Annotated in this window: 14 protein-coding genes; 10 read left to right on the top strand and 4 right to left on the bottom strand. The window is 61.2% G+C overall.

What is annotated here, in order from left to right:
* The first annotated feature begins 6 nt into the window (after window positions 1-6).
* The 4 genes from PQR40_RS09405 (at window position 7) to PQR40_RS09390 (ending at window position 4,591) form a co-directional block, all read left to right on the top strand.
* Window positions 7-984: an AAA family ATPase gene (locus PQR40_RS09405; protein ID WP_408240388.1), complete on the top strand. Its 978-nt coding sequence runs from the start codon at window positions 7-9 to the stop codon at window positions 982-984.
* Between the two features lie 429 nt (window positions 985-1,413).
* Window positions 1,414-2,520, top strand: coding sequence for an NAD(P)/FAD-dependent oxidoreductase (locus tag PQR40_RS09400; protein WP_408508845.1), 1,107 nt, complete (start codon window positions 1,414-1,416; stop codon window positions 2,518-2,520).
* A gap of 201 nt (window positions 2,521-2,721) precedes the next feature.
* On the top strand, window positions 2,722-3,033 hold the full coding sequence (locus tag PQR40_RS09395; protein ID WP_408220412.1) for a high-potential iron-sulfur protein: 312 nt from the start codon (window positions 2,722-2,724) through the stop codon (window positions 3,031-3,033).
* A 265-nt stretch (window positions 3,034-3,298) separates the two neighbouring features.
* On the top strand, window positions 3,299-4,591 hold the full coding sequence (locus PQR40_RS09390; protein WP_408508844.1) for an MFS transporter: 1,293 nt from the start codon (window positions 3,299-3,301) through the stop codon (window positions 4,589-4,591).
* A gap of 4 nt (window positions 4,592-4,595) precedes the next feature.
* Here the strand turns inward: PQR40_RS09390 and PQR40_RS09385 are convergent, their stop codons facing one another.
* Both PQR40_RS09385 and PQR40_RS09380 read right to left on the bottom strand, forming a co-directional pair.
* Entirely contained in the window at window positions 4,596-6,116 is a 1,521-nt protein-coding gene (locus PQR40_RS09385) for an amidase (protein ID WP_408240379.1), read from the bottom strand.
* Between the two features lie 283 nt (window positions 6,117-6,399).
* Window positions 6,400-7,098 carry a dienelactone hydrolase family protein gene (locus PQR40_RS09380; RefSeq protein WP_408240376.1) on the bottom strand — a complete coding sequence of 233 codons (699 nt, stop codon included), beginning with the start codon at window positions 7,096-7,098 and terminating at the stop codon, window positions 6,400-6,402.
* Between the two features lie 274 nt (window positions 7,099-7,372).
* Here PQR40_RS09380 and PQR40_RS09375 point away from each other — a divergent pair, with 274 nt between their 5' ends.
* The 3 genes from PQR40_RS09375 to PQR40_RS09365 all read left to right on the top strand — a co-directional run bounded on the left by PQR40_RS09375 (window position 7,373) and on the right by PQR40_RS09365 (window position 11,214).
* A complete protein-coding gene (locus PQR40_RS09375; protein WP_408337371.1) occupies window positions 7,373-8,476 on the top strand; it encodes an NAD(P)H-dependent flavin oxidoreductase in 1,104 nt (367 codons plus the stop codon).
* 434 nt (window positions 8,477-8,910) lie between these two features.
* The gene (locus PQR40_RS09370; protein ID WP_408240370.1) at window positions 8,911-10,056 is read left to right on the top strand and encodes a branched-chain amino acid ABC transporter substrate-binding protein; all 1,146 of its coding nucleotides are present in this window, start codon (window positions 8,911-8,913) and stop codon (window positions 10,054-10,056) included.
* A gap of 141 nt (window positions 10,057-10,197) precedes the next feature.
* On the top strand, window positions 10,198-11,214 hold the full coding sequence (locus PQR40_RS09365) for a cupin-like domain-containing protein (RefSeq protein WP_408337373.1): 1,017 nt from the start codon (window positions 10,198-10,200) through the stop codon (window positions 11,212-11,214).
* Window positions 11,215-11,429: 215 nt separating this feature from the next.
* Here PQR40_RS09365 and PQR40_RS09360 read toward each other — a convergent pair whose 3' ends face one another.
* Both PQR40_RS09360 and PQR40_RS09355 read right to left on the bottom strand, forming a co-directional pair.
* Complete coding sequence (locus tag PQR40_RS09360; RefSeq protein WP_408508843.1) at window positions 11,430-13,103, bottom strand: collagen-like triple helix repeat-containing protein; 1,674 nt, start codon at window positions 13,101-13,103, stop codon at window positions 11,430-11,432.
* A gap of 257 nt (window positions 13,104-13,360) precedes the next feature.
* The gene (locus PQR40_RS09355; protein WP_408508842.1) at window positions 13,361-14,572 is read right to left on the bottom strand and encodes an MFS transporter; all 1,212 of its coding nucleotides are present in this window, start codon (window positions 14,570-14,572) and stop codon (window positions 13,361-13,363) included.
* Window positions 14,573-14,689: 117 nt separating this feature from the next.
* On the opposite strand from PQR40_RS09355, the gene PQR40_RS09350 reads away from it, so the two are divergent.
* From PQR40_RS09350 to PQR40_RS09340, 3 genes are all read left to right on the top strand, one after another.
* Window positions 14,690-15,352 (top strand): HugZ family pyridoxamine 5'-phosphate oxidase, encoded by a 663-nt coding sequence (locus PQR40_RS09350; protein WP_408240359.1) that lies wholly within the window; start codon window positions 14,690-14,692, stop codon window positions 15,350-15,352.
* Window positions 15,353-15,749: 397 nt separating this feature from the next.
* Window positions 15,750-16,052 carry an H-NS histone family protein gene (locus PQR40_RS09345; protein WP_054037926.1) on the top strand — a complete coding sequence of 101 codons (303 nt, stop codon included), beginning with the start codon at window positions 15,750-15,752 and terminating at the stop codon, window positions 16,050-16,052.
* Between the two features lie 254 nt (window positions 16,053-16,306).
* A complete protein-coding gene (locus PQR40_RS09340) occupies window positions 16,307-17,551 on the top strand; it encodes a cation diffusion facilitator family transporter (protein ID WP_408508841.1) in 1,245 nt (414 codons plus the stop codon).
* Window positions 17,552-17,604: the final 53 nt, after the last annotated feature.

The raw sequence follows: 17,604 nt of genomic DNA, 5'->3' as shown, positions 1-17,604 counted from the left end.
TGAGCGATGACAACAGCAATGGTCAAACAGGAAATAGCCGTGGCATCTTTCAGCCGGGTATACGACCTCGATCAGGTCGAAACCGCGCTGAACGATCTCGGCGAAGGCGCGAACGAGGCGCTGCGCGCCACGTACGAAAAGATGCTGAAAACCGGCAATCTGCGCTTCTGCGTGAAGCCGAACCGCATGCCGTCGATCGACGATCTGATCGACGCCCTGCCCAATTTTTCAGCGCCGCTCGACGACATCCGCAAGCAGGTCGCTTTGTGTATCGAGACCGAAGACCGGCTCGAACTGATGCCGATCCTGCTGCTGGGCGATCCTGGCATCGGCAAGACGCACTTTGCCAAGCAGCTGGCGCGCCTGCTCGGCACCGCCTATCAATACGTGGCGATGAGTTCGCTGACAGCGGGATGGATTCTGTCGGGTGCCTCTTCGCAATGGAAGAACGCGAAGCCCGGCAAGGTGTTCGATGCGCTCGTGAACGGCAGCTACGCGAACCCCGTGATCGCTGTCGATGAAATCGACAAGGCCACCGGCGATTCGCAATACGATCCGCTCGGCGCGCTTTACGCGCTGCTCGAGCACGACACGGCGCAGACTTTCATCGACGAATTCGCCGAAATTCCGATCAATGCCGGCCACGTGATATGGATCGCGACAGCGAACGACGAGCGCTCGATCCCGGAGCCGATTCTGAACCGGATGAACGTGTACGAGATTCCGCCGCCGGACCATAACGGCGCACGCCGTATCGCCCAATCGATCTACGACGCGATTCGCTCGGCGCATAACTGGGGTCTGCGCTTTCCCGAAACGCTCGGCGACGCTGCGCTCGACGCGCTTAAGCTGGCGTCGCCACGTGAAATGCGGCGTGCGATTCTGAATGGCTTCGGCGCTGCGCGGATCGACGGGCGCGATCGGATCGAAGCCGGCGATATTCGCCTGGATTACGGAAATCGCCGGAAACCGATCGGTTTTTGAGGTTTTTTGCCCTGTTTTTGCCACAAAGCCGCCTTCGAGCGGCTTTTTTATGGCCCGAAATCGGGTATCTATACCGAGAATGCAATGAATGCCTCGGCAATTATTGCCAATTATGAGATGCGATTGCCTGTTACGACACGGCACCCCGCGACCTCTCGCCGGCATGAAGAGTCGAGCGCGGCGACCTTCGACGGCGTACACTGAACTCGTCCGGCCCATACGTTTAAGACCTGATCAAGACCGAATGCCCGCAGTCGTTCGACCGCGGGCATTTCTGTCTGTGCAGTGTCGTGCAATTTTGCAAAGCGGTTGCGTAAGGCCCGGCGCGTTCGACAGCGAGCGGTGTGCGGTCCTCGATAGCCGCATCCGGTCTTCATCTATATCGGGTGAATGAGGCAGCGCGCGGCGAAGTCAGCCGCGTCAAGGGACATGGATCAAATCGAATGTGTAGTGATCGGCGCGGGCGTGGTCGGTCTCGCAGTGGCACGCGCACTGGCGGCGCGCGGGCGCGAAGTGATCGTGCTGGAAGCGGCCGAAGCGATTGGCGTGGGCACCAGTTCGCGCAATAGCGAAGTGATTCACGCGGGGATCTACTATCCACGCGGCTCGCTGAAAGCGGCGCTCTGTGTGCGCGGCCGCGAAATGCTCTACGACTACTGCGTCGAGCACAACGTGCCGCATTCACGCTGCGGCAAACTGCTGGTCGCCACCTCGCGCAACCAGGTTCCCCAGCTCGAAAGCATCATGGCGAAGGGCCGTGAAAACGGCGTGCTCGACCTGATGCGGATCAACGGCGACCAGGCGCAAGCGCTCGAACCCGCGCTCGAATGTGTCGAGGCCGTGTTCTCGCCGCAGACCGGCATTGTCGATAGTCACCAGTTGATGCTGGCGATTCAGGGCGACGCCGAGCGCGACGGCGCGGTGTGTGCGTTCCATGCGCCGGTCGAGGCAATCGAGGCGAGCAATGCCCGCTTCATCATCAAGGTGGGCGGCAGCGCGCCGACCACGATCAGCGCGGCCTGCGTGATCAACAGCGCCGGTTTGCACGCGAACGCGCTGGCGCGCACGATTCGCGGCCTCGACGCGCGCCATGTGCCGCCGCTTTATCTCGCACGCGGCAACTACTTCAGCATCTCGGGGCGCGCGCCGTTCAGCCGGCTGATCTATCCGATGCCGAACGAAGCCGGTCTCGGCGTGCATCTGACGATCGATCTCGGTGGCCAGGCGCGATTCGGTCCCGACGTCGAATGGGTCGATGCGATCAGCTACGACGTCGATCCGCGCCGTGCGGATTCCTTCTATTCGGCGATTCGCGCGTACTGGCCCGCGCTTCCCGACGATGCCTTGCAACCCGCTTATGCCGGGATTCGTCCGAAGCTTTCCGGCCCAGGCGAGCCCGCCGCCGACTTCGTGATCCAGGGTCCGGCCGCGCATGGCGTGCGCGGGCTCGTCAATCTGTTCGGTATTGAATCTCCCGGACTCACGGCCTCGCTCGCGATCGCTCAGCGTGTCTGCGAACTGAGTGGGCGCGCTTAATTGTCGCACCCTCGAACTCTCAGCCAGCTGCTCACAGCACGCGATGACGCGGCATTTCACACTCGAAACGCGCGTGCGAGGTCGTAGCAATTCGGTTATCTCTATCATTTGGGCCGTCACGCGCGACGGCTTCATTGCTATCCTTGGGGACCGCTGTCATCAGAACGGCGATCAGTTCAATATAAATGGAGTGAGTCCCCCATGAAATCTTCCCGTCGTACGTTTTTGATCACCAGCATTGGTGTCGCATCGACCTTCGCCCTGTCGCGCCAGGCTTTCGCCGACGCACCGAAGGTCGCCGAGACCGACCCGACCGCGCAAGCGCTCGGCTACAAGGCTGACGCAAGCAAAGTCGACAAGGCCAAGTACGCAAAGTACGCAGCGGGCCAGGACTGCGGCAACTGCAGCTTCTACCAAGGCAAGCCGACTGACGCTTACGCGGGTTGCCCGATGTTCGCGGGCAAGCAGGTCGCGAGCAAGGGTTGGTGCAGCGCATATAACAAGAAGGCCTGATTACGCTTCAGCCGCGCACACATTCAGTGTCGCGGCAAATGCGCCGCAACATCGCGGCGCCGGACTGCGGTCCGATCATCGAGGCGTCTGCTGCCCTGCGCAACAGACGCCTTTTTGTTGCTTGAAAACAGCTTGCGCGCTCTTTACACTCCAATCCGATTGCCTCGGCTGGTGCGGTTTTTTCTCGCTCGCGCTAAAGCACGCCGAAGCATATCTACGCTGAGACGCCTTACCACGCGATACTTTTCGCAGGCTGGAGATTCGAATGGCACCAGCGTCAAGGAGCCTCAATACACGCGCCGTCGTGGCGGCTGTGATTGGCAATGCACTCGAATGGTACGACTTCACCGTGTTCGGTTTTCTCACGGTGGTGATCGCACAATTGTTCTTTCCGGCAGGCAACGACTATTCGTCGATGCTGCTGACCACCGCAACCTTCGGTGTCGCGTTCGTTATGCGGCCGATCGGCGGCATCGTACTTGGGCTTTACGCGGATCGCGCGGGACGCAAGGCGGCGCTGTTGCTCGTCATCGGGCTGATGACGCTCGGTATTCTGCTGCTGGCGATTGCCCCGCCGTATTCGGCGATCGGCATTGGCGCGCCTTTGATGATCGTGCTCGGGCGTTTGCTGCAAGGTTTTTCCGCCGGCGGTGAATTCGGCAGTTCTACGGCTTTGCTGATCGAAGCGGCGCCATTCTCGAAGCGCGGTTTCTACGGCAGTTGGCAGATGGCGAGCCAGGCGGCGGCGCTTCTGCTCGGCGCAGTGGTTGGCGGGCTGATCACGCGAGGCCTCTCGCCCGAGGCGTTGAAGTCGTGGGGCTGGCGCGTACCGTTCATTTTGGGCTTGATCATCGGGCCGATCGGTTTTTACATTCGCCGGCATCTCTCCGATTCCGAAGCCTTTCTGCTTGCGCAAAAAACGGCGCGGCGCGCGACGCTCGGCGAAGTGTTCACGAGCCATAGCCGTGAAGTGTTGTGCGGACTCGGCGCGGTGGTCGCGCTCACCGTGACGATCTACGTGCTGATCAGCTATCTGCCGACCTTCGCGGTCAAGCAACTGAAGCTACCCTATGCGCAATCCTTTTATGCGGTGATCGTCGGCAATCTGCTGTTGACCGTGCTTGCGCCGCTGACGGGTGCATGGTCGGACAGGATCGGACGCAAGGGGCTTTCGCTGTGGTCGCTGGTACTGACGCTCGTGATCATCTACCCGCTGTTCGCGTGGCTTGCGGCGGAGCCGAGCGTGTCGAAACTGATTCTCGTGCAGGCGCTTCTGTCGATCACGCTGTCCGGCTATTACGGACCGTTCGGCGCATTGATTGCCGAACTGTTCCCGGCGAACGTGCGCTCGATTGGTTTATCGCTCGCGTACAACGTCGCGGTGATGCTGTTCGGTGGCTTCGGGCCTTTCGTCGTGACATGGCTCATTAACACCACGGGTTCGCCGCTCGCGCCGACTTACTACGTGATGGGCGGACTGGCGTTATCGATCGTTGCCGTGGCGTGTATCCCCGGCAAGCGCCATGCGGATCTCGATGCACAGCGCAAGCCGGCTTGAGCGCCTAGCTGCGTGCCTGTATCAACGGCGGCCGTTTATCGAACCAGGGCCGCGCCGCTTCGAGTTGCGCGGCCAGTCGCAACAACGTTGCTTCACCACCTTCGCGCGTGGCGAATTGCACACCGATAGGCAGTCCACGTGCGTTCCAGTAGAGCGGCACCGACATCGCAGGCTGTCCGCTCAGATTGAACAATTCCGTGCATCCCGCCCATGCGAATGCCTTGTTCGACGCTTCGGCCAGCAGCTTCTTCATCAGGGCTTCGAGCGGCATCGCCGTGACGGCGCGCATCTGCATGCGCTCGGCGGACGTCGGCTGCATTTCGCCGATCTTGATCGGTGAGCCGGCGAGCGTCGCGCACAGAAGTACGTCGTAGCGGTTCAGCAAATCGGCGAGGCGCTCGGTGATGCGGCGCTGTTCTTCCAGTGCGCTGGGCAAGCCGCGCTCGCCGAGTTTGCGGCCGACATGCGCCATGGCCCACGTCGAGATTTCGAATTCGTCGCGCAGCGGTTTGCGGCCGGTGATGCGATCGGCGTTCAGCACCATTTCTTCCGCGGTCACCGACCAGAGCATCAGGAACGCATGGCGGACTGCCGCGAAATCGATGTTCAGCGACACCGGTTCGATGTTGTGGCCGAGCGAACTCGCGAGTTGCGCGGCGTCTTCGAGCGCGGCGCGCGAGTCGGCGGAGAGCGAGGGCGCCAGCATCGAATCGGTGACGTAGGCAATATTCAACGGCTTGCATGGCTCGCGGCTTGCGCCAAGGAAAGTGCCCGGTGCGCCGAGTGGTCTGTCCGCGTTGCCGGCCAGCAGATCGAGCAGCAACGCGCTGTCGCGCACGCTGCGCGATACCGCGTGATCGATGCCGAGTTCACCAACCGCTGCGGTTGGCGTGGCGCGCGGCACACGTCCGCGGGACGGTTTGAGGCCGAATAGTCCGCAACATGAAGCGGGAATGCGGATCGAGCCGCCGCCATCCGATGCATGCGCGAGTGGCACGATGCCCGCGGCGACCGCCGCCGCTGCACCGCCGCTGGAGCCGCCTGGCGTATGGTCGAGATTCCACGGATTGCGGCACGCGCCGAACAGTTCGGGCTCCGTATAAGGCATCTGACCGAGTTCCGAGGTGCTGGTCTTGGCGAAGATATTGAGGCCGGCCGCTTTTGCGAGCGCGACGACCGGTGCATCCTCGGTAGGAATGAAGTGACGATAGTGACGGCTGCCCATCGCCATGCGTAGCCCGGCGACCGCTGCGCCCAGATCCTTGATCAGATAGGGCACACCTGCGAGTGCTGCCTGCGCGCTTCGATCATCCGTATTGCTTGCGCCATTCGCTCTGTTCGCATCATCGCGCGAGGCGCGCTGACGCGCTGCATCGTAGTCCTTCAGGACGATCGCATTGATCGCGGGATTGACGGCCTCGGTGCGAGAGATCGCGATGTCCAGCAACTCGCGCGCGCTTGCTTTGCGGCTTCGAACCAGTTCGGCAAGGCCGATGGCGTCATGAGCGAGATAGTCTGATTGCACGACGGAGGGGCCCTCACTATCGAGTGTTGGATCTGCCGGTTGCCTATGCGCATGATGAACGGCTGTGCCGGACGTCCCGTCGTCCCCAGTTCGTCGATACGCATGGAAGAAGACGACGCGCCGATGGCACGTCGTCTTTGAGAGAGTAACCCAGTACAGGCGCGCGTTGCAGGCGTCGATTAAAGTCGCGAGTTGCTGACGCAAGCCGCAAGCACCGGGTACAGGTACGGGTTACAGCCGCAAGTTACAGCCGTGAGTTACAGCCGTGAGTTACAGCCGCGAGTTACAGCCGTTCACCGAGGAAGGTCAGCGTGCGGCCATGCGCGAGCGCCGAAGCCGGCTGGTTATACGATGCGCGGTCCGAGCAGTTGAAGCCGTGATCGGCGTTCGGATAGATGTTGAATTCCGCATCGGTGCGACCCGCGAAGCGCTCCTGAATCTGGCCGACTGCCGACAGCGGAATATGCGCGTCGAGTTCGCCGTAATGGAATTGCATCGGCACTTTGATCCTGGCGGCCTGATCGAGCTTGTTCTGGATGCCACCGCCGTAATAAGCGACCGCGCCGTCGAGCGTACCTTGGGCGGCTGCCAGATACGCGAGTTGACCGCCGAAGCAGAAGCCGATCGCCGCAACCTTGCCGGTCACTTCCGGCATGGCGCGCAGCGCTGCCGCGGCTGCGCCGATATCGGCCACCGCCTGGTCGACATTGGTCTTTTGCATCAACTCGATGCCTTTCTCGCGATCCGCACCGTCATACGTCAATTCGACGCGCGGCTGCACGCGCCAGAACACGTCTGGTGCAAGCGCGATGTAGCCGTCTTGCGCGTACTGATCCGCGACTGAACGGATATGGCTGTTCACGCCGAAGATTTCCTGAATGATGATGACGGCCGGTCCCTTGCCGCTTTTGGGCAGCGCCAGATAGCCGCCGAAACTGTCGTTGCCGGCGGGAATGTCGATCCAGCGGGAAGTCGTGCTCATGTTGCTCTCCATTTACCCGTGCGTTGATGCGCGGGGTCGGTCTGAATGAATGCCAGAGGCTTGAATACCTGACGCGGCCGATCAGTTTGCCATCAAAAGAAACGCCGTGCAGCGAGGCCACGCGTGGCCTGACGACGCCCATAGCACAGCGACCATCTCGTAAGACGATTGAAACATTCTCGATAATTCATTTCCCCGTCGTGGTGTGGCTCGGTAGAGTCAGGCGTATCTGCTTGCCCGTGCCGCGAGCGCGTTGTTGGAAAAGGAAACGAACATGAACGAAGGCAATTTTGTGACGCCGTTTGCGGCGCGTTTCGAGTTGCGCGTGCCGGTTGTGCAGGCGCCGATGGCCGGCGGCGCGACCACGCCCGCGATGGTCGCCGCGGTATCGAATGCCGGCGGCCTGGGTTTTCTGGCGGCAGCAGCGCTGTCGCCCGAGAAGATCGCGAGCGAAGTCGCCGCGATTCGCGCGCTGACGGATCGTCCGTTCGGCGTGAATCTATTTGTACTGGACCCGGCCGCACCGGACGAAGCCACTGTGCGCCACGCGCTCGAAGCAATCGATCCGCTGCGCGCGGACCTCGGTTTGCCGTCGGGCCAGCCGCTCGAACGCTACGCGCCGGATTTTCGCGCGCAACTGGACATGCTGATCGAATTGCGCGTGCCGGTGGCGAGCTTCACGTTCGGGCTGCTTTCCGCCGGGGACGTCGCTCGTCTGCATGCAAACGGCCTATATGTAATTGGCACCGCGACGCATGTTGCCGAGGGTGTCGCCTGGCGTGACGCGGGCGCCGATGCAATCGCCGCGCAAGGCGCGGAGGCTGGCGCGCATCGCGGCACCTTCATCGGCGCATTCGAGGAGGCCCTGGTCGGCACCATGGCGCTCGTGCCGCAACTCGTCGATGCGACCGGTCTGCCGGTCCTGGCCGCCGGCGGCATCATGGACGGACGCGGCATCGTCGCCGCGCTCGCGCTCGGCGCGCAAGCCGCGGTGATGGGCACCGCGTTCCTCACCTGTCTGGAGAGTGCGATACCGCAGGCATGGAAAACCCGCGTACGTTCGATGTCCGACACGTCGACCTCCGTGACGCGCGCAATCACCGGTCGCCATGCGCGCGGCATACGCAATCCGTTGATGCAGCGATTGAGCGAGTCGGCGGATAAGGTCGCGCCGTATCCAGTGCAAAACGCCTTAACGCAGGAACTACGGCAAACCGCGAGCCGCGCGGGTAACGGCGACTACCTGTCGCTCTGGTCTGGCCAGGGCGCGCCGCTTGGCCGCAAGCGCCGGGAAGGCCTTGGTGCTGCCGAACTGGTCGGGCAACTCGAGCAGGAATGGCATGCGGCAGTAGCACGGATCGCCGCGCTCAAACGTTGATTCAGCGTGGCCCAGGCGCGCGTCGCAGTGTTTTACGACGCGCCTCGTTTTTAAGCGCAATGCCTATTCGAACTATTAACGGTTTAACGCGCTAAAAGCTTTAGGCTTTGCCGTTAGACGAAACTCTCACCTGGCGGAAACCCGCATGGGTTGGTGCTTTCCAGCCTGTCTGTCCGGCCGTAATAGGTCTCTGCAGGATAAACGCTATTAGTGTTCATCCCACTTCCTCAAAAAAGTCCCACAATTTAATTTGATGGCCTACACTTGCGCGCAAGTACGGTTTGCCGCCTGCCACAAACAGGTTGGTGAACGTGCTGGCCAAGTGCATGAACGATGCAACCGGCGTAGTCGTCCACGGGACTGAGCGACACGTGTAGGGACGCGGGGGGCACAGGGCGATTACGTTGTTTTTGGGACCGAAACTGGAGACTTACATGAACATCAAGATTCAAAAGCTGTTGCCGATCAGCGCCGCGGCGATGCTGTTCGCTACGCTGGCAACTTCGGCTGTGGCCGATACGGTCGTCAAGATCGGTCACGTTGCGCCGCTGACTGGCGGTATTGCTCACCTGGGTAAAGACAACGAAAACGGCGCGCGCCTGGCAGTTGAAGAAATCAATGCCAAGGGCCTGACGATCGGTGGCCAGAAGATCACGCTGCAACTCGACGCACAAGACGACGCAGCTGACCCGCGTACGGCTACGCAAGTCGCGCAGAAGCTGGTCGACGATAAGGTCGTCGCAGTGGTTGGCCACTTGAACTCGGGCACTTCGATTCCGGCTTCGAAGATCTATAGCGATGCTGGCATCGTGCAGATCTCGCCGTCGGCAACGAACCCGGCCTACACGCAACAAGGTTTCAAGACGACGTACCGCGTCGTGGCGACCGATGCGCAACAAGGTCCGGCACTGGCTAACTACGCATCCAAGACCATGAAGATGAAGAGCGTCGCGATCGTCGACGACTCGACCGCTTATGGCCAGGGTCTTGCCAACGAATTCGAGAAGACCGCCAAGTCGCTCGGCATGAACGTGATGTCGCATGACGCGACGAACGACAAGGCTGTCGATTTCCGCGCAATTCTGACGAAGATCAAGGGCGAAAACCCGGACGCGATCATGTACGGCGGCATGGACGCCACCGGCGGCCCGTTCGCCAAGCAAGCCAAGCAGCTCGGCCTGCGCGCGAAGGTGCTGGCAGGCGACGGCGTGTGTACCGACAAGCTGTCGGACCTGGCCGGCGACGCAACCGACAACATCGTCTGCTCGGAAGCCGGTATGGCGCTCGAGAAGATGGCTGGCGGCGCAGCGTTCCTTGCCAAGTATCAGAAGCGTTTCGGTCAGCCGATCCAGATCTACGCTCCGTTCACGTATGACGCTGTGTACATCATCGTCGACGCAATGAAGCGTGCGAACTCGACCGATCCGGCGAAGATCCTGGCAGCAATGCCGAGCACCGACTACAAGGGTGTGATCGGTGAAACCACGTTCGACTCGAAGGGCGACCTTCAACACGGCGTGATCTCGCTGTATGACTACAAGGGCGGCAAGAAGACGCTGCTCGACGTAGTGAAGATGTAAAGGCCGCATGATCGAAGACAGCTTTGTTTGTCTTCGGTCAGGTAGTTAAAAGGCACGTGCGCCGTATGGCTCGCGTGCCTTTTCTTTTGGACATCTGTGAGTGACGCTGGTGGGTTTGCGAACATCGTTTGGGAGAATGCCGTGACCACTGTGATCCGTTCGATCGATAACGGCTGGCGCCGCTGGATTGCCGAGAATCTGCTGCTCGACGTACCGCCGCCCGCAGTGCATGGTGCGCTGGTCGGACATGGTTTCGACCCGGCCGAAGCTGCGCGTGAAATCGAGGCAGCGCTCGCGAGTCCTTACTTTGAGGGTGCAACGCGTCTGCGCAATCGTTTGCACAAGCGCGAATGGATATTGTCCGTGTACGGCACGCTCAATCGTATGCGTGCGGGGGGCGATGTGATCGAAAGGCGCGAGCGTTTATCGCGCGACGAGTTCTTTGAGCAGTACTACTTTCAGAACCGGCCGGTCATTATCACCGGTGCTTTCGATTTCTGGCCTGCGCGCACACAGTGGAGTTTCGACTACTTTCGCGAGCGTTGCGGCGATTGCGAAGTCGAAGTGCAGTTCGGCCGCGAGTCGGATACGAATTATGAAATCAATCAGCCGAAGCTCAAGCGCATGATGCGCTTTGCCGATTATGTCGATCTCGTCGAGCGCAGCGGCTCGACTAACGATTTCTACATGACCGCCAATAACACCTCGCACAATCGCGCAGCACTCGCGGCGTTATGGTCCGATGTGCCGGCTATCGGCGAATATCTCGATGCCGGATCGCCCGATACCGGCTTTTTCTGGATGGGACCGGCGGGAACGAAGACGCCGTTTCACCATGATCTGACCAATAACTTCATGGCGCAGGTGATCGGACGCAAACAGATCAAGCTGGTGCCGTTGTCCGACACGCCGCATATGGCCAACTATCTCCATTGCTATTCGCAGGTGGACGGCGGCGCGATCGACCACGAGCGTTTTCCGTCGATGCGCAATGCGCATCTGGTGGAATGCACACTTGAACCCGGCGAATTGCTGTTTCTGCCGATCGGCTGGTGGCATTACGTGGAAGGACTCGAGGCATCGGTGACGATGACGTTCACCAATTTTCTGCAGCGTAACGACTTCTCGAGTAATTACGTTACGTATCACGAACTGTGATGCGCTGGTGAATGTGGCAGCGTTTTGAATATCTTTGCCGCGGCCGCTTTCACGCGTGCCTTCCGGGTCCTTGCGGCAGTCGCTCCGGCTTGCGCATGTCATATCCCCACCCGTTGCAGCGATAAAAAAACGGCGAACCGGTTGACCCGGTTCGCCGCCCCCCTTTGACGCTTGTTTTTTGTCGCGCCGTTATGTGCTGTCGTTATTCGTATTCGTCACTTCTTCGTCGTCAGACCGCCCAGACCGCCGAGCAAGCCGCCGCCCGTGGTGCCGCCAGCCGTGCCCGCCGTACCGGTCAATGCGCCGGTGACGGTGCTCAGTAGACCGGTGATCGGCGCAAGCGGGTTGGTGGTCCCGCCGCTGCTGCCCGAACCCGCAGCCGACCCGAGGGCGCCTGTCAGCGACGACACTGCAGCCGTCACCGGTGCCAGCGGATTGCTGCTGCCGGTCGCGCCGCTCAATGCGCCGGTGACCGAGGTCACAATGCTTGTCAACGGTGCAAGCGGGCTGGCCGTGCCGCCGGAGGTGCCGCCTAGGCTGCCGAGGCTTCCGGTCACGGTGCTTAGGACGCTGGTCAGCGGTGCCAGCGGGCTGCCCGAGCCGCCGGAGATGCCACCGAGACTGCCGGTCACCGTGCTGAGGATGCTGGTCAAGGGTGCCAGCGGACTGCTCGAGCCGCTGCCGCCTGTCAGACCGCCGCTCAAGGTGCCCGGCAAAGCGGTAAGAATGCTGGTCAACGGCGCCAGCGGATTGCCCGTACTGCCGCTGCTGCCGCCCGGATTCAGGATGCCGGTGAGGCCGCCAAGCGGGTTGCTGCTGCTCGAACCGCCCGCGGTCAGCAGGCCGCCTGCCGAGGTGACGGTGTCGCCGAGCTTGGTTACGACATTGCCGAGGTTCTGGCCGATCGGGTTGTTTGTCGCGCTGCTGACCTGGCTACCCGCGCTGTCGAGGCCATGACCGATGGTCGACAGCAAGCCATTCAGCGGTGAGCCGAGACCGGTCGTATCGCCGACGGTCTGAGTCGTTTGCGCGAGCGTGCTGGTGATCGGCGTGATCACGGTGCTGACGGTTTGCGTGACTTGCTGGATCGGGCCGTTCGTCAGTTGTGAGGTCAGTTGCGTGCCAAGGCCGCTGACCGCAACGCCGACCGTCGAGACCACGCTGCCGAGGGGCGTGGTCAGCGGACTGAGCGGTGCGGTGGGACCGCTGCCGAGACTCGTCACGAGTTGGCCGGCGCTGTTGACGGCCTGACCTGCGTCATAAACCAAACCGCCGCTGCTTGCCAGTGTCGTGCCGAGTGGATCCTTGGAATTGCCGAGCTGGCCGAGGCCATTCGCCGTGCCTGTGCCGATCGCGGTGACGCCGGCACCGAGATTCGAAACGACGTTGCCGAGCGCGGTGGTGGTGGCCGGATTCGCACCGGGAATCGGCGTAAGGCCGATCTGGCTGCCGACCGCGGAAACGGTTTGGCCGGTCGCGGTGATTACATTGCCGGTGTTCTGGACGACGACGCCGATCGGATTGGCGCTGGTTGGTGTCGGCGTGGGAGTCGGCGTCGGAGTCGGAGTCGGGGTTGGCGTTGGCGTCGGAGTCGGGGTTGGCGTCGGTGTGGGAGTCGGCGTCGGCGTGGGTGTCGGCGTTGGCGTTGGCGTTGGCGTTGGAGTCGGAGTCGGAGTCGGAGTCGGTGTGGGAGTCGGCGTCGGTGTCGGTGTCGGTGTGGGAGTCGGTGTAGGAGTCGGTGTAGGCGTTCCGTTGCCCGAACCAGAACCCGAGCCGGAACCCGAACCGCTCCCAGCGCCCGGCCTGACCAACGTGCTTCCACATCCCGTCAGTAAGATCATCGACGACACGCACATGGCGATCGCCGATAGTTTGAAATTGCGATTCATGGTCTGCTCCCCCGTAATTTGGAAATTGCTGGGGAGCTAACTGCAAGGCCTATGCCATTTATGTGCGCAGCGCAGGAGAGGTGGATAAACCCTTATTAATCAAATGTTTGGGCGCGATATTGTAAAATGGCGAGCATGTTGATGCCGCCGATGTGGTGGGGAACACATCAGCGTGCAGGCATCGCGTAACGTAACGTAAGTTTGGGGTCTTTCATATTGCGCAACGTCCGCCGATGCAGCAACAGCGCGCGTCTACGTTAAATCTTCAAACGCCGCAGTACCTTCGGGCCTGCGATTGCGATCAGCGCAGAACACACCGCCACCACGGACAAGCCGATCGGCAAACTGGTCACCTGCGTCACCGCGCCAATGATCACCGGCCCGAGCAGCAGCCCGAAGTAAGCCAGCCCGGCGACGTGCGCGAGTCCTTCGGCGGCGTGAATGCCTTTGACGCTCGCCGCGGCTGCGAACAGCACGGGCATCATGTTCGCGAGTCCGAGACCCATCAGCGTGAAGCCGATGAGGGCGGCGACCGGGTTCGGCAGCAGCAGCGCGCCGACCATCCCCGCGCAGGCGAGCGACGCGCTCGCCATCACCAGTTGGGGTGCGCCGAAGCGGGCTCGCACGGTGTCACCGGCGAAACGCGCCGCTGCCATGCCGCCCGAAAACGCCGCGTAGGCCGCGCTCGCGAGGGCCGGCGTCGACAGCACGACGTCGCGCATGTAAACAGTGGCCCAGTCGTACATTGCGCCTTCGGCGATCAGTGCAACCAGCGCCATTGCGCCGAGCGCCCACAACGCGGGTGAGCGCCAGCGATTGGCGCGCGGCGTGCCGGCGTCGGGATGGTCGGCGTGCGACACGTGCGGCAGCACCGAAGGGCAGGCCGCGAGCAGCACCAGCGCGCTGACCGCCGCGGCCAGCGCGAGATGCACCGCCGGCGCCATGCCGCGCGATAACAAGGCGCCGCCTGCCGCCGCGCCGAACATGCCGCCGACGCTGAACATGCCGTGCAGCGACGACATGATCGGCCTGCCGAGTGCTTTCTCGACAGCGCTGGCTTCCGCGTTCATCGCGACGTCGAGTGTGGCCATGCCGGCGCCGAAGACGGCCAGCACGATCAGCAACATCCAGTAAGCCGGCACGATCAGGATCAGGGCTGCACACGCGGTCATCACCAGGCCGCCGGTCAGGCAGGCGCGGCGCGTGCCGACTCGCGCGATCCACGATGCAGTCGCCGCCATTGCGCCGATCGAGCCGCCGGCTACGGCCAGCAGCGCGAACGAGAGCATCGCCGCGTTCAGATGGAAGCGGTCGCGCACAGTCGGCACATGCACCCCCCACGACGCGTACATCATGCCGGCAATGAAGAACACCGCCATCGTGGCGATCCGCGCGCGCTGCCGTGCGTTGTCGGAGAGATCGCGATGAGCCGCGGGGAGGGTGGCGAATTCGGAGGAGCGGTCGGACACTGAAATCTCGTGAAGGAGGACGCGTAAGAAAGCGCGTTGAAAGCGAATTTCCGATTCTAACGAAGCACGCTGTCTTATGCTTGGAGCAGATTGATCCAACACTTGAGGAACGCGCACTTGAACATTCCTGCTCACGCTCCGCTCCATCTGCTGCATCTGGCCGCCATCGGTACGCTAGCTACCCACGCGCGTCAGCCGGAAGGCTTTCCTTATCCGTCGGTGTTGCCGTTCGCCCCGGACCCGCAGCATCGTCCGACGATCCTCGTGAGCCGGCTCGCCGAGCATACGCACAACCTGCATGCGGACCCGCGCGCCGGCTTTCTGGTCGTTGACGCACCAGAGGGAGACGTGCTGAGCGGGCAGCGCGTCACCTTGCTCGGCAGGTTCGAACCGGTCGACGCGACCCCCGAGGTCGTGCAGCGCTATCTCCGCTATCACGCAGACGCGGAACGGTACCTGGCTCTCGGTGATTTCACGTTCTGGGCGATGAGACTCGAGCGGCTGCGCTATATCGGCGGCTTCGGCGCGATGGGCTGGCTCGACGGCACCGAACTCGATCCACTGCCGCCCCTCGGCTTTGATGAAGAAGATGCGCTGATCAGGCACTTCGCCGGTCATTCCGCGGTTGCCGGAGGATTTCAACTGCTCGGCGTCGATCGATATGGCGCCGATCTGAAGCTTGACGGTACGCGTACCCGTTTTGCCTTTGCCGACGTCAAACTCAATACCGAAACCTTGCATGCGGCGCTCGAGGATTGCATCCAGCGCCACGTTAATTAAGCTCTGATTGCGATTTCGGGAAAACACTCATTCCGCAATAACAGTGCGAAGCGTGCGTCCCAATATGTTCTGACGTTTCATGTTAAAGCTTTCATGCCATGAAATGTTGATGCAAATTTCTCATCTTAAATTTCATTTTTTGATAATTAATCCAATAATTACTGATGTGCGGGCCTGTTTTTCAGCAAAGTACGAAAATTATCTATTTGAAAGGGTCTGCGTAACATCACGGTCGAATGAAATTTTTTGAAACGGATTTGGATTAATTTTACGAAGGTGGTTTTGTAGCCTTTCTATTTTGTGTTAATCTCGCCATCAAATTCCGAGGCATGAACACCTTCAAAGGGCAAGCTGGCTTAAGACCGGCAGTCATTTTATCCAAACCACAAGGGAACCTATGTCGTCCTACAAAGAACTACTCGCGCAGCGCGAGAAGCTTGAAAAGCAGATCGAAGAAGCAAAGTCGCGCGAATACGCAGAAGTGTTGAATGAGATCAAGCAAAAAATGGCCGATTACGGCATTTCGCTGACCGAACTTGGCGGTGGCCGTGGTGCCAAGGCTGCTAAAGCTGGCCGTCCGCGCGCAGGCGTTGCGCCGAAATATCGTGACCCGGATAGCGGTAGCACGTGGTCGGGCCGTGGCAAGCCGCCGCGCTGGATCGCAGGTCTGGATCGCGAGAAGTTTCTGATCCAGAAGTAATACTCATCGGCCAATCAGTGGCGCTTATAGCGCCCGTTGTTGCCAGAAAGAACCGCGTACCGTCAAGGACGCGGTTTTTTATTTTTCTGAAAATTGTTGTGACTCTTTGTTACACGTACTCCATGAAACTGGAACGCGAATGCTTTTCGTTTAGATAAGCAGCTGATTTAAAAGGATTTTTTAAGGTATCTTCAGCGCATATCGAGATACGCCGGGTAGAATACAGGCATTGAACTTTTTGCTTCGTTTCAGATATGCCTTCCACCGCCGCCGTCCAGTCCGCTGAGAAACATCGCGTCGCGCGCAAAAGTACCTTTGTCAGTATTGCGCTCAATACGGTGCTGATGACGCTGCAAATCGTCATCGGGGTGTTTGCGCATTCACAGGCGTTGGTCGCCGACGGTATCCATTCGCTAGCCGATCTGATTTCCGATTTTGTCGTGCTAATCGCGAATCGGCATAGTGGTGCCAAGCCCGACGCGGATCACAATTACGGACACAGCCGCTATGAAACGGTTGCGTCATTGTTTCTGGGTGCGCTGCTGATTGTGGTCGGCGTGGGTATGTTGTGGCGCGCCGGGACACGCCTCGCCGATTTGCAAAGCATCCCCGCCGTGCATATGAGCGCGCTCGCGGTCGCGGTGCTGGTGCTGATTTCCAAAGAGAGCCTGTTTCGCTACATGTTGCGCGAAGCGCAGCGCGTGCGTTCAGCGATGTTGATTGCGAACGCATGGCACGCACGCTCGGACGCCGCTTCGTCGTTGGTGGTCGCGCTCGGCATTGTCGGTAGCCTGGCGGGCGTGCGCCTGCTCGATCCCATCGCCGCGGCGATTGTCGGTTTCATGGTCGCGCGCATGGGGTGGATGTTTGGCTGGGACGCGCTGCAAGATCTTTCTGACCGCGCGCTCGACCAAGTCGCTTCCGCCGACATGCGCGCGCTGTTGCTAGCCACACCCGGTGTGCGCGACGTGCACGAAATGCGCACCCGCAAGATGGGTGACTTCGCTCTGGTCGATGCGCACATTCTGGTCGACCCGCTGATCTCGGTATCGGAAGGGCACTACATCGCCGAATCGGCGCGCCTGCGCGTACTGGCAGACAACCGCGTGCTCGACGCGCTGATTCATGTCGACCCGGAGAATGACGCGGTTGCGCGTCCGCCCGTCAATCTGCCGAACCGGGATCGGGTCGTCGCCGAAGTCAACGCCGCGTTCGCCGCGGGCGGCGTGAAGGCCGCAGCGGTCAATATTCACTACTTGAGCACGGGGCTCGATGTTGAAGTGGTGGTGCCGGCGGCGGGTCCACGCACTGCCGAAAGCGATGAGCCCTATCTTGCCCGTGTCGATCTGGACGCGCTCAAGCGCAGCCTGGGTGTCCGCAAGCTCGACGTGCTGCAAGGGGTGGATGCGCCACCGGCCGAAAGCGGCGTCCCGACAGAGGCGGGGTCAGGGGAGGCCATCGCCCGCGCCAAAGCTGCGGAACCGCATAGCGCCAACTGACTGACGGTCAATCGAGCTGAGCCCGCCCGGAACACGCGAGCCGCGGCTTCACA

This window comes from Paraburkholderia sediminicola, assembly GCF_046026855.1.
In the GTDB taxonomy this organism is placed as follows: domain Bacteria; phylum Pseudomonadota; class Gammaproteobacteria; order Burkholderiales; family Burkholderiaceae; genus Paraburkholderia; species Paraburkholderia sediminicola_A.
The sequence above is the reverse complement of the archived record's forward strand: the minus strand, read 5'-3'. Positions and strand labels throughout refer to the sequence as shown.

Bases quoted from the DNA above. Each gene is read 5' to 3' on its own strand.
- PQR40_RS09405 (WP_408240388.1), top strand. From the start codon at position 7: ATGACAACAGCAATGGTCAAACAGGAAATAGCCGTGGCATCTTTCAGC.
- PQR40_RS09340 (WP_408508841.1), top strand. From the start codon at position 16,307: ATGCCTTCCACCGCCGCCGTCCAGTCCGCTGAGAAACATCGCGTCGCG.
- PQR40_RS09345 (WP_054037926.1), top strand. From the start codon at position 15,750: ATGTCGTCCTACAAAGAACTACTCGCGCAGCGCGAGAAGCTTGAAAAG.
- PQR40_RS09375 (WP_408337371.1), top strand. From the start codon at position 7,373: ATGAACGAAGGCAATTTTGTGACGCCGTTTGCGGCGCGTTTCGAGTTG.
- PQR40_RS09395 (WP_408220412.1), top strand. From the start codon at position 2,722: ATGAAATCTTCCCGTCGTACGTTTTTGATCACCAGCATTGGTGTCGCA.
- PQR40_RS09380 (WP_408240376.1), bottom strand. From the start codon at position 7,098: ATGAGCACGACTTCCCGCTGGATCGACATTCCCGCCGGCAACGACAGT.
- PQR40_RS09390 (WP_408508844.1), top strand. From the start codon at position 3,299: ATGGCACCAGCGTCAAGGAGCCTCAATACACGCGCCGTCGTGGCGGCT.
- PQR40_RS09360 (WP_408508843.1), bottom strand. From the start codon at position 13,103: ATGAATCGCAATTTCAAACTATCGGCGATCGCCATGTGCGTGTCGTCG.
- PQR40_RS09370 (WP_408240370.1), top strand. From the start codon at position 8,911: ATGAACATCAAGATTCAAAAGCTGTTGCCGATCAGCGCCGCGGCGATG.
- PQR40_RS09400 (WP_408508845.1), top strand. From the start codon at position 1,414: ATGGATCAAATCGAATGTGTAGTGATCGGCGCGGGCGTGGTCGGTCTC.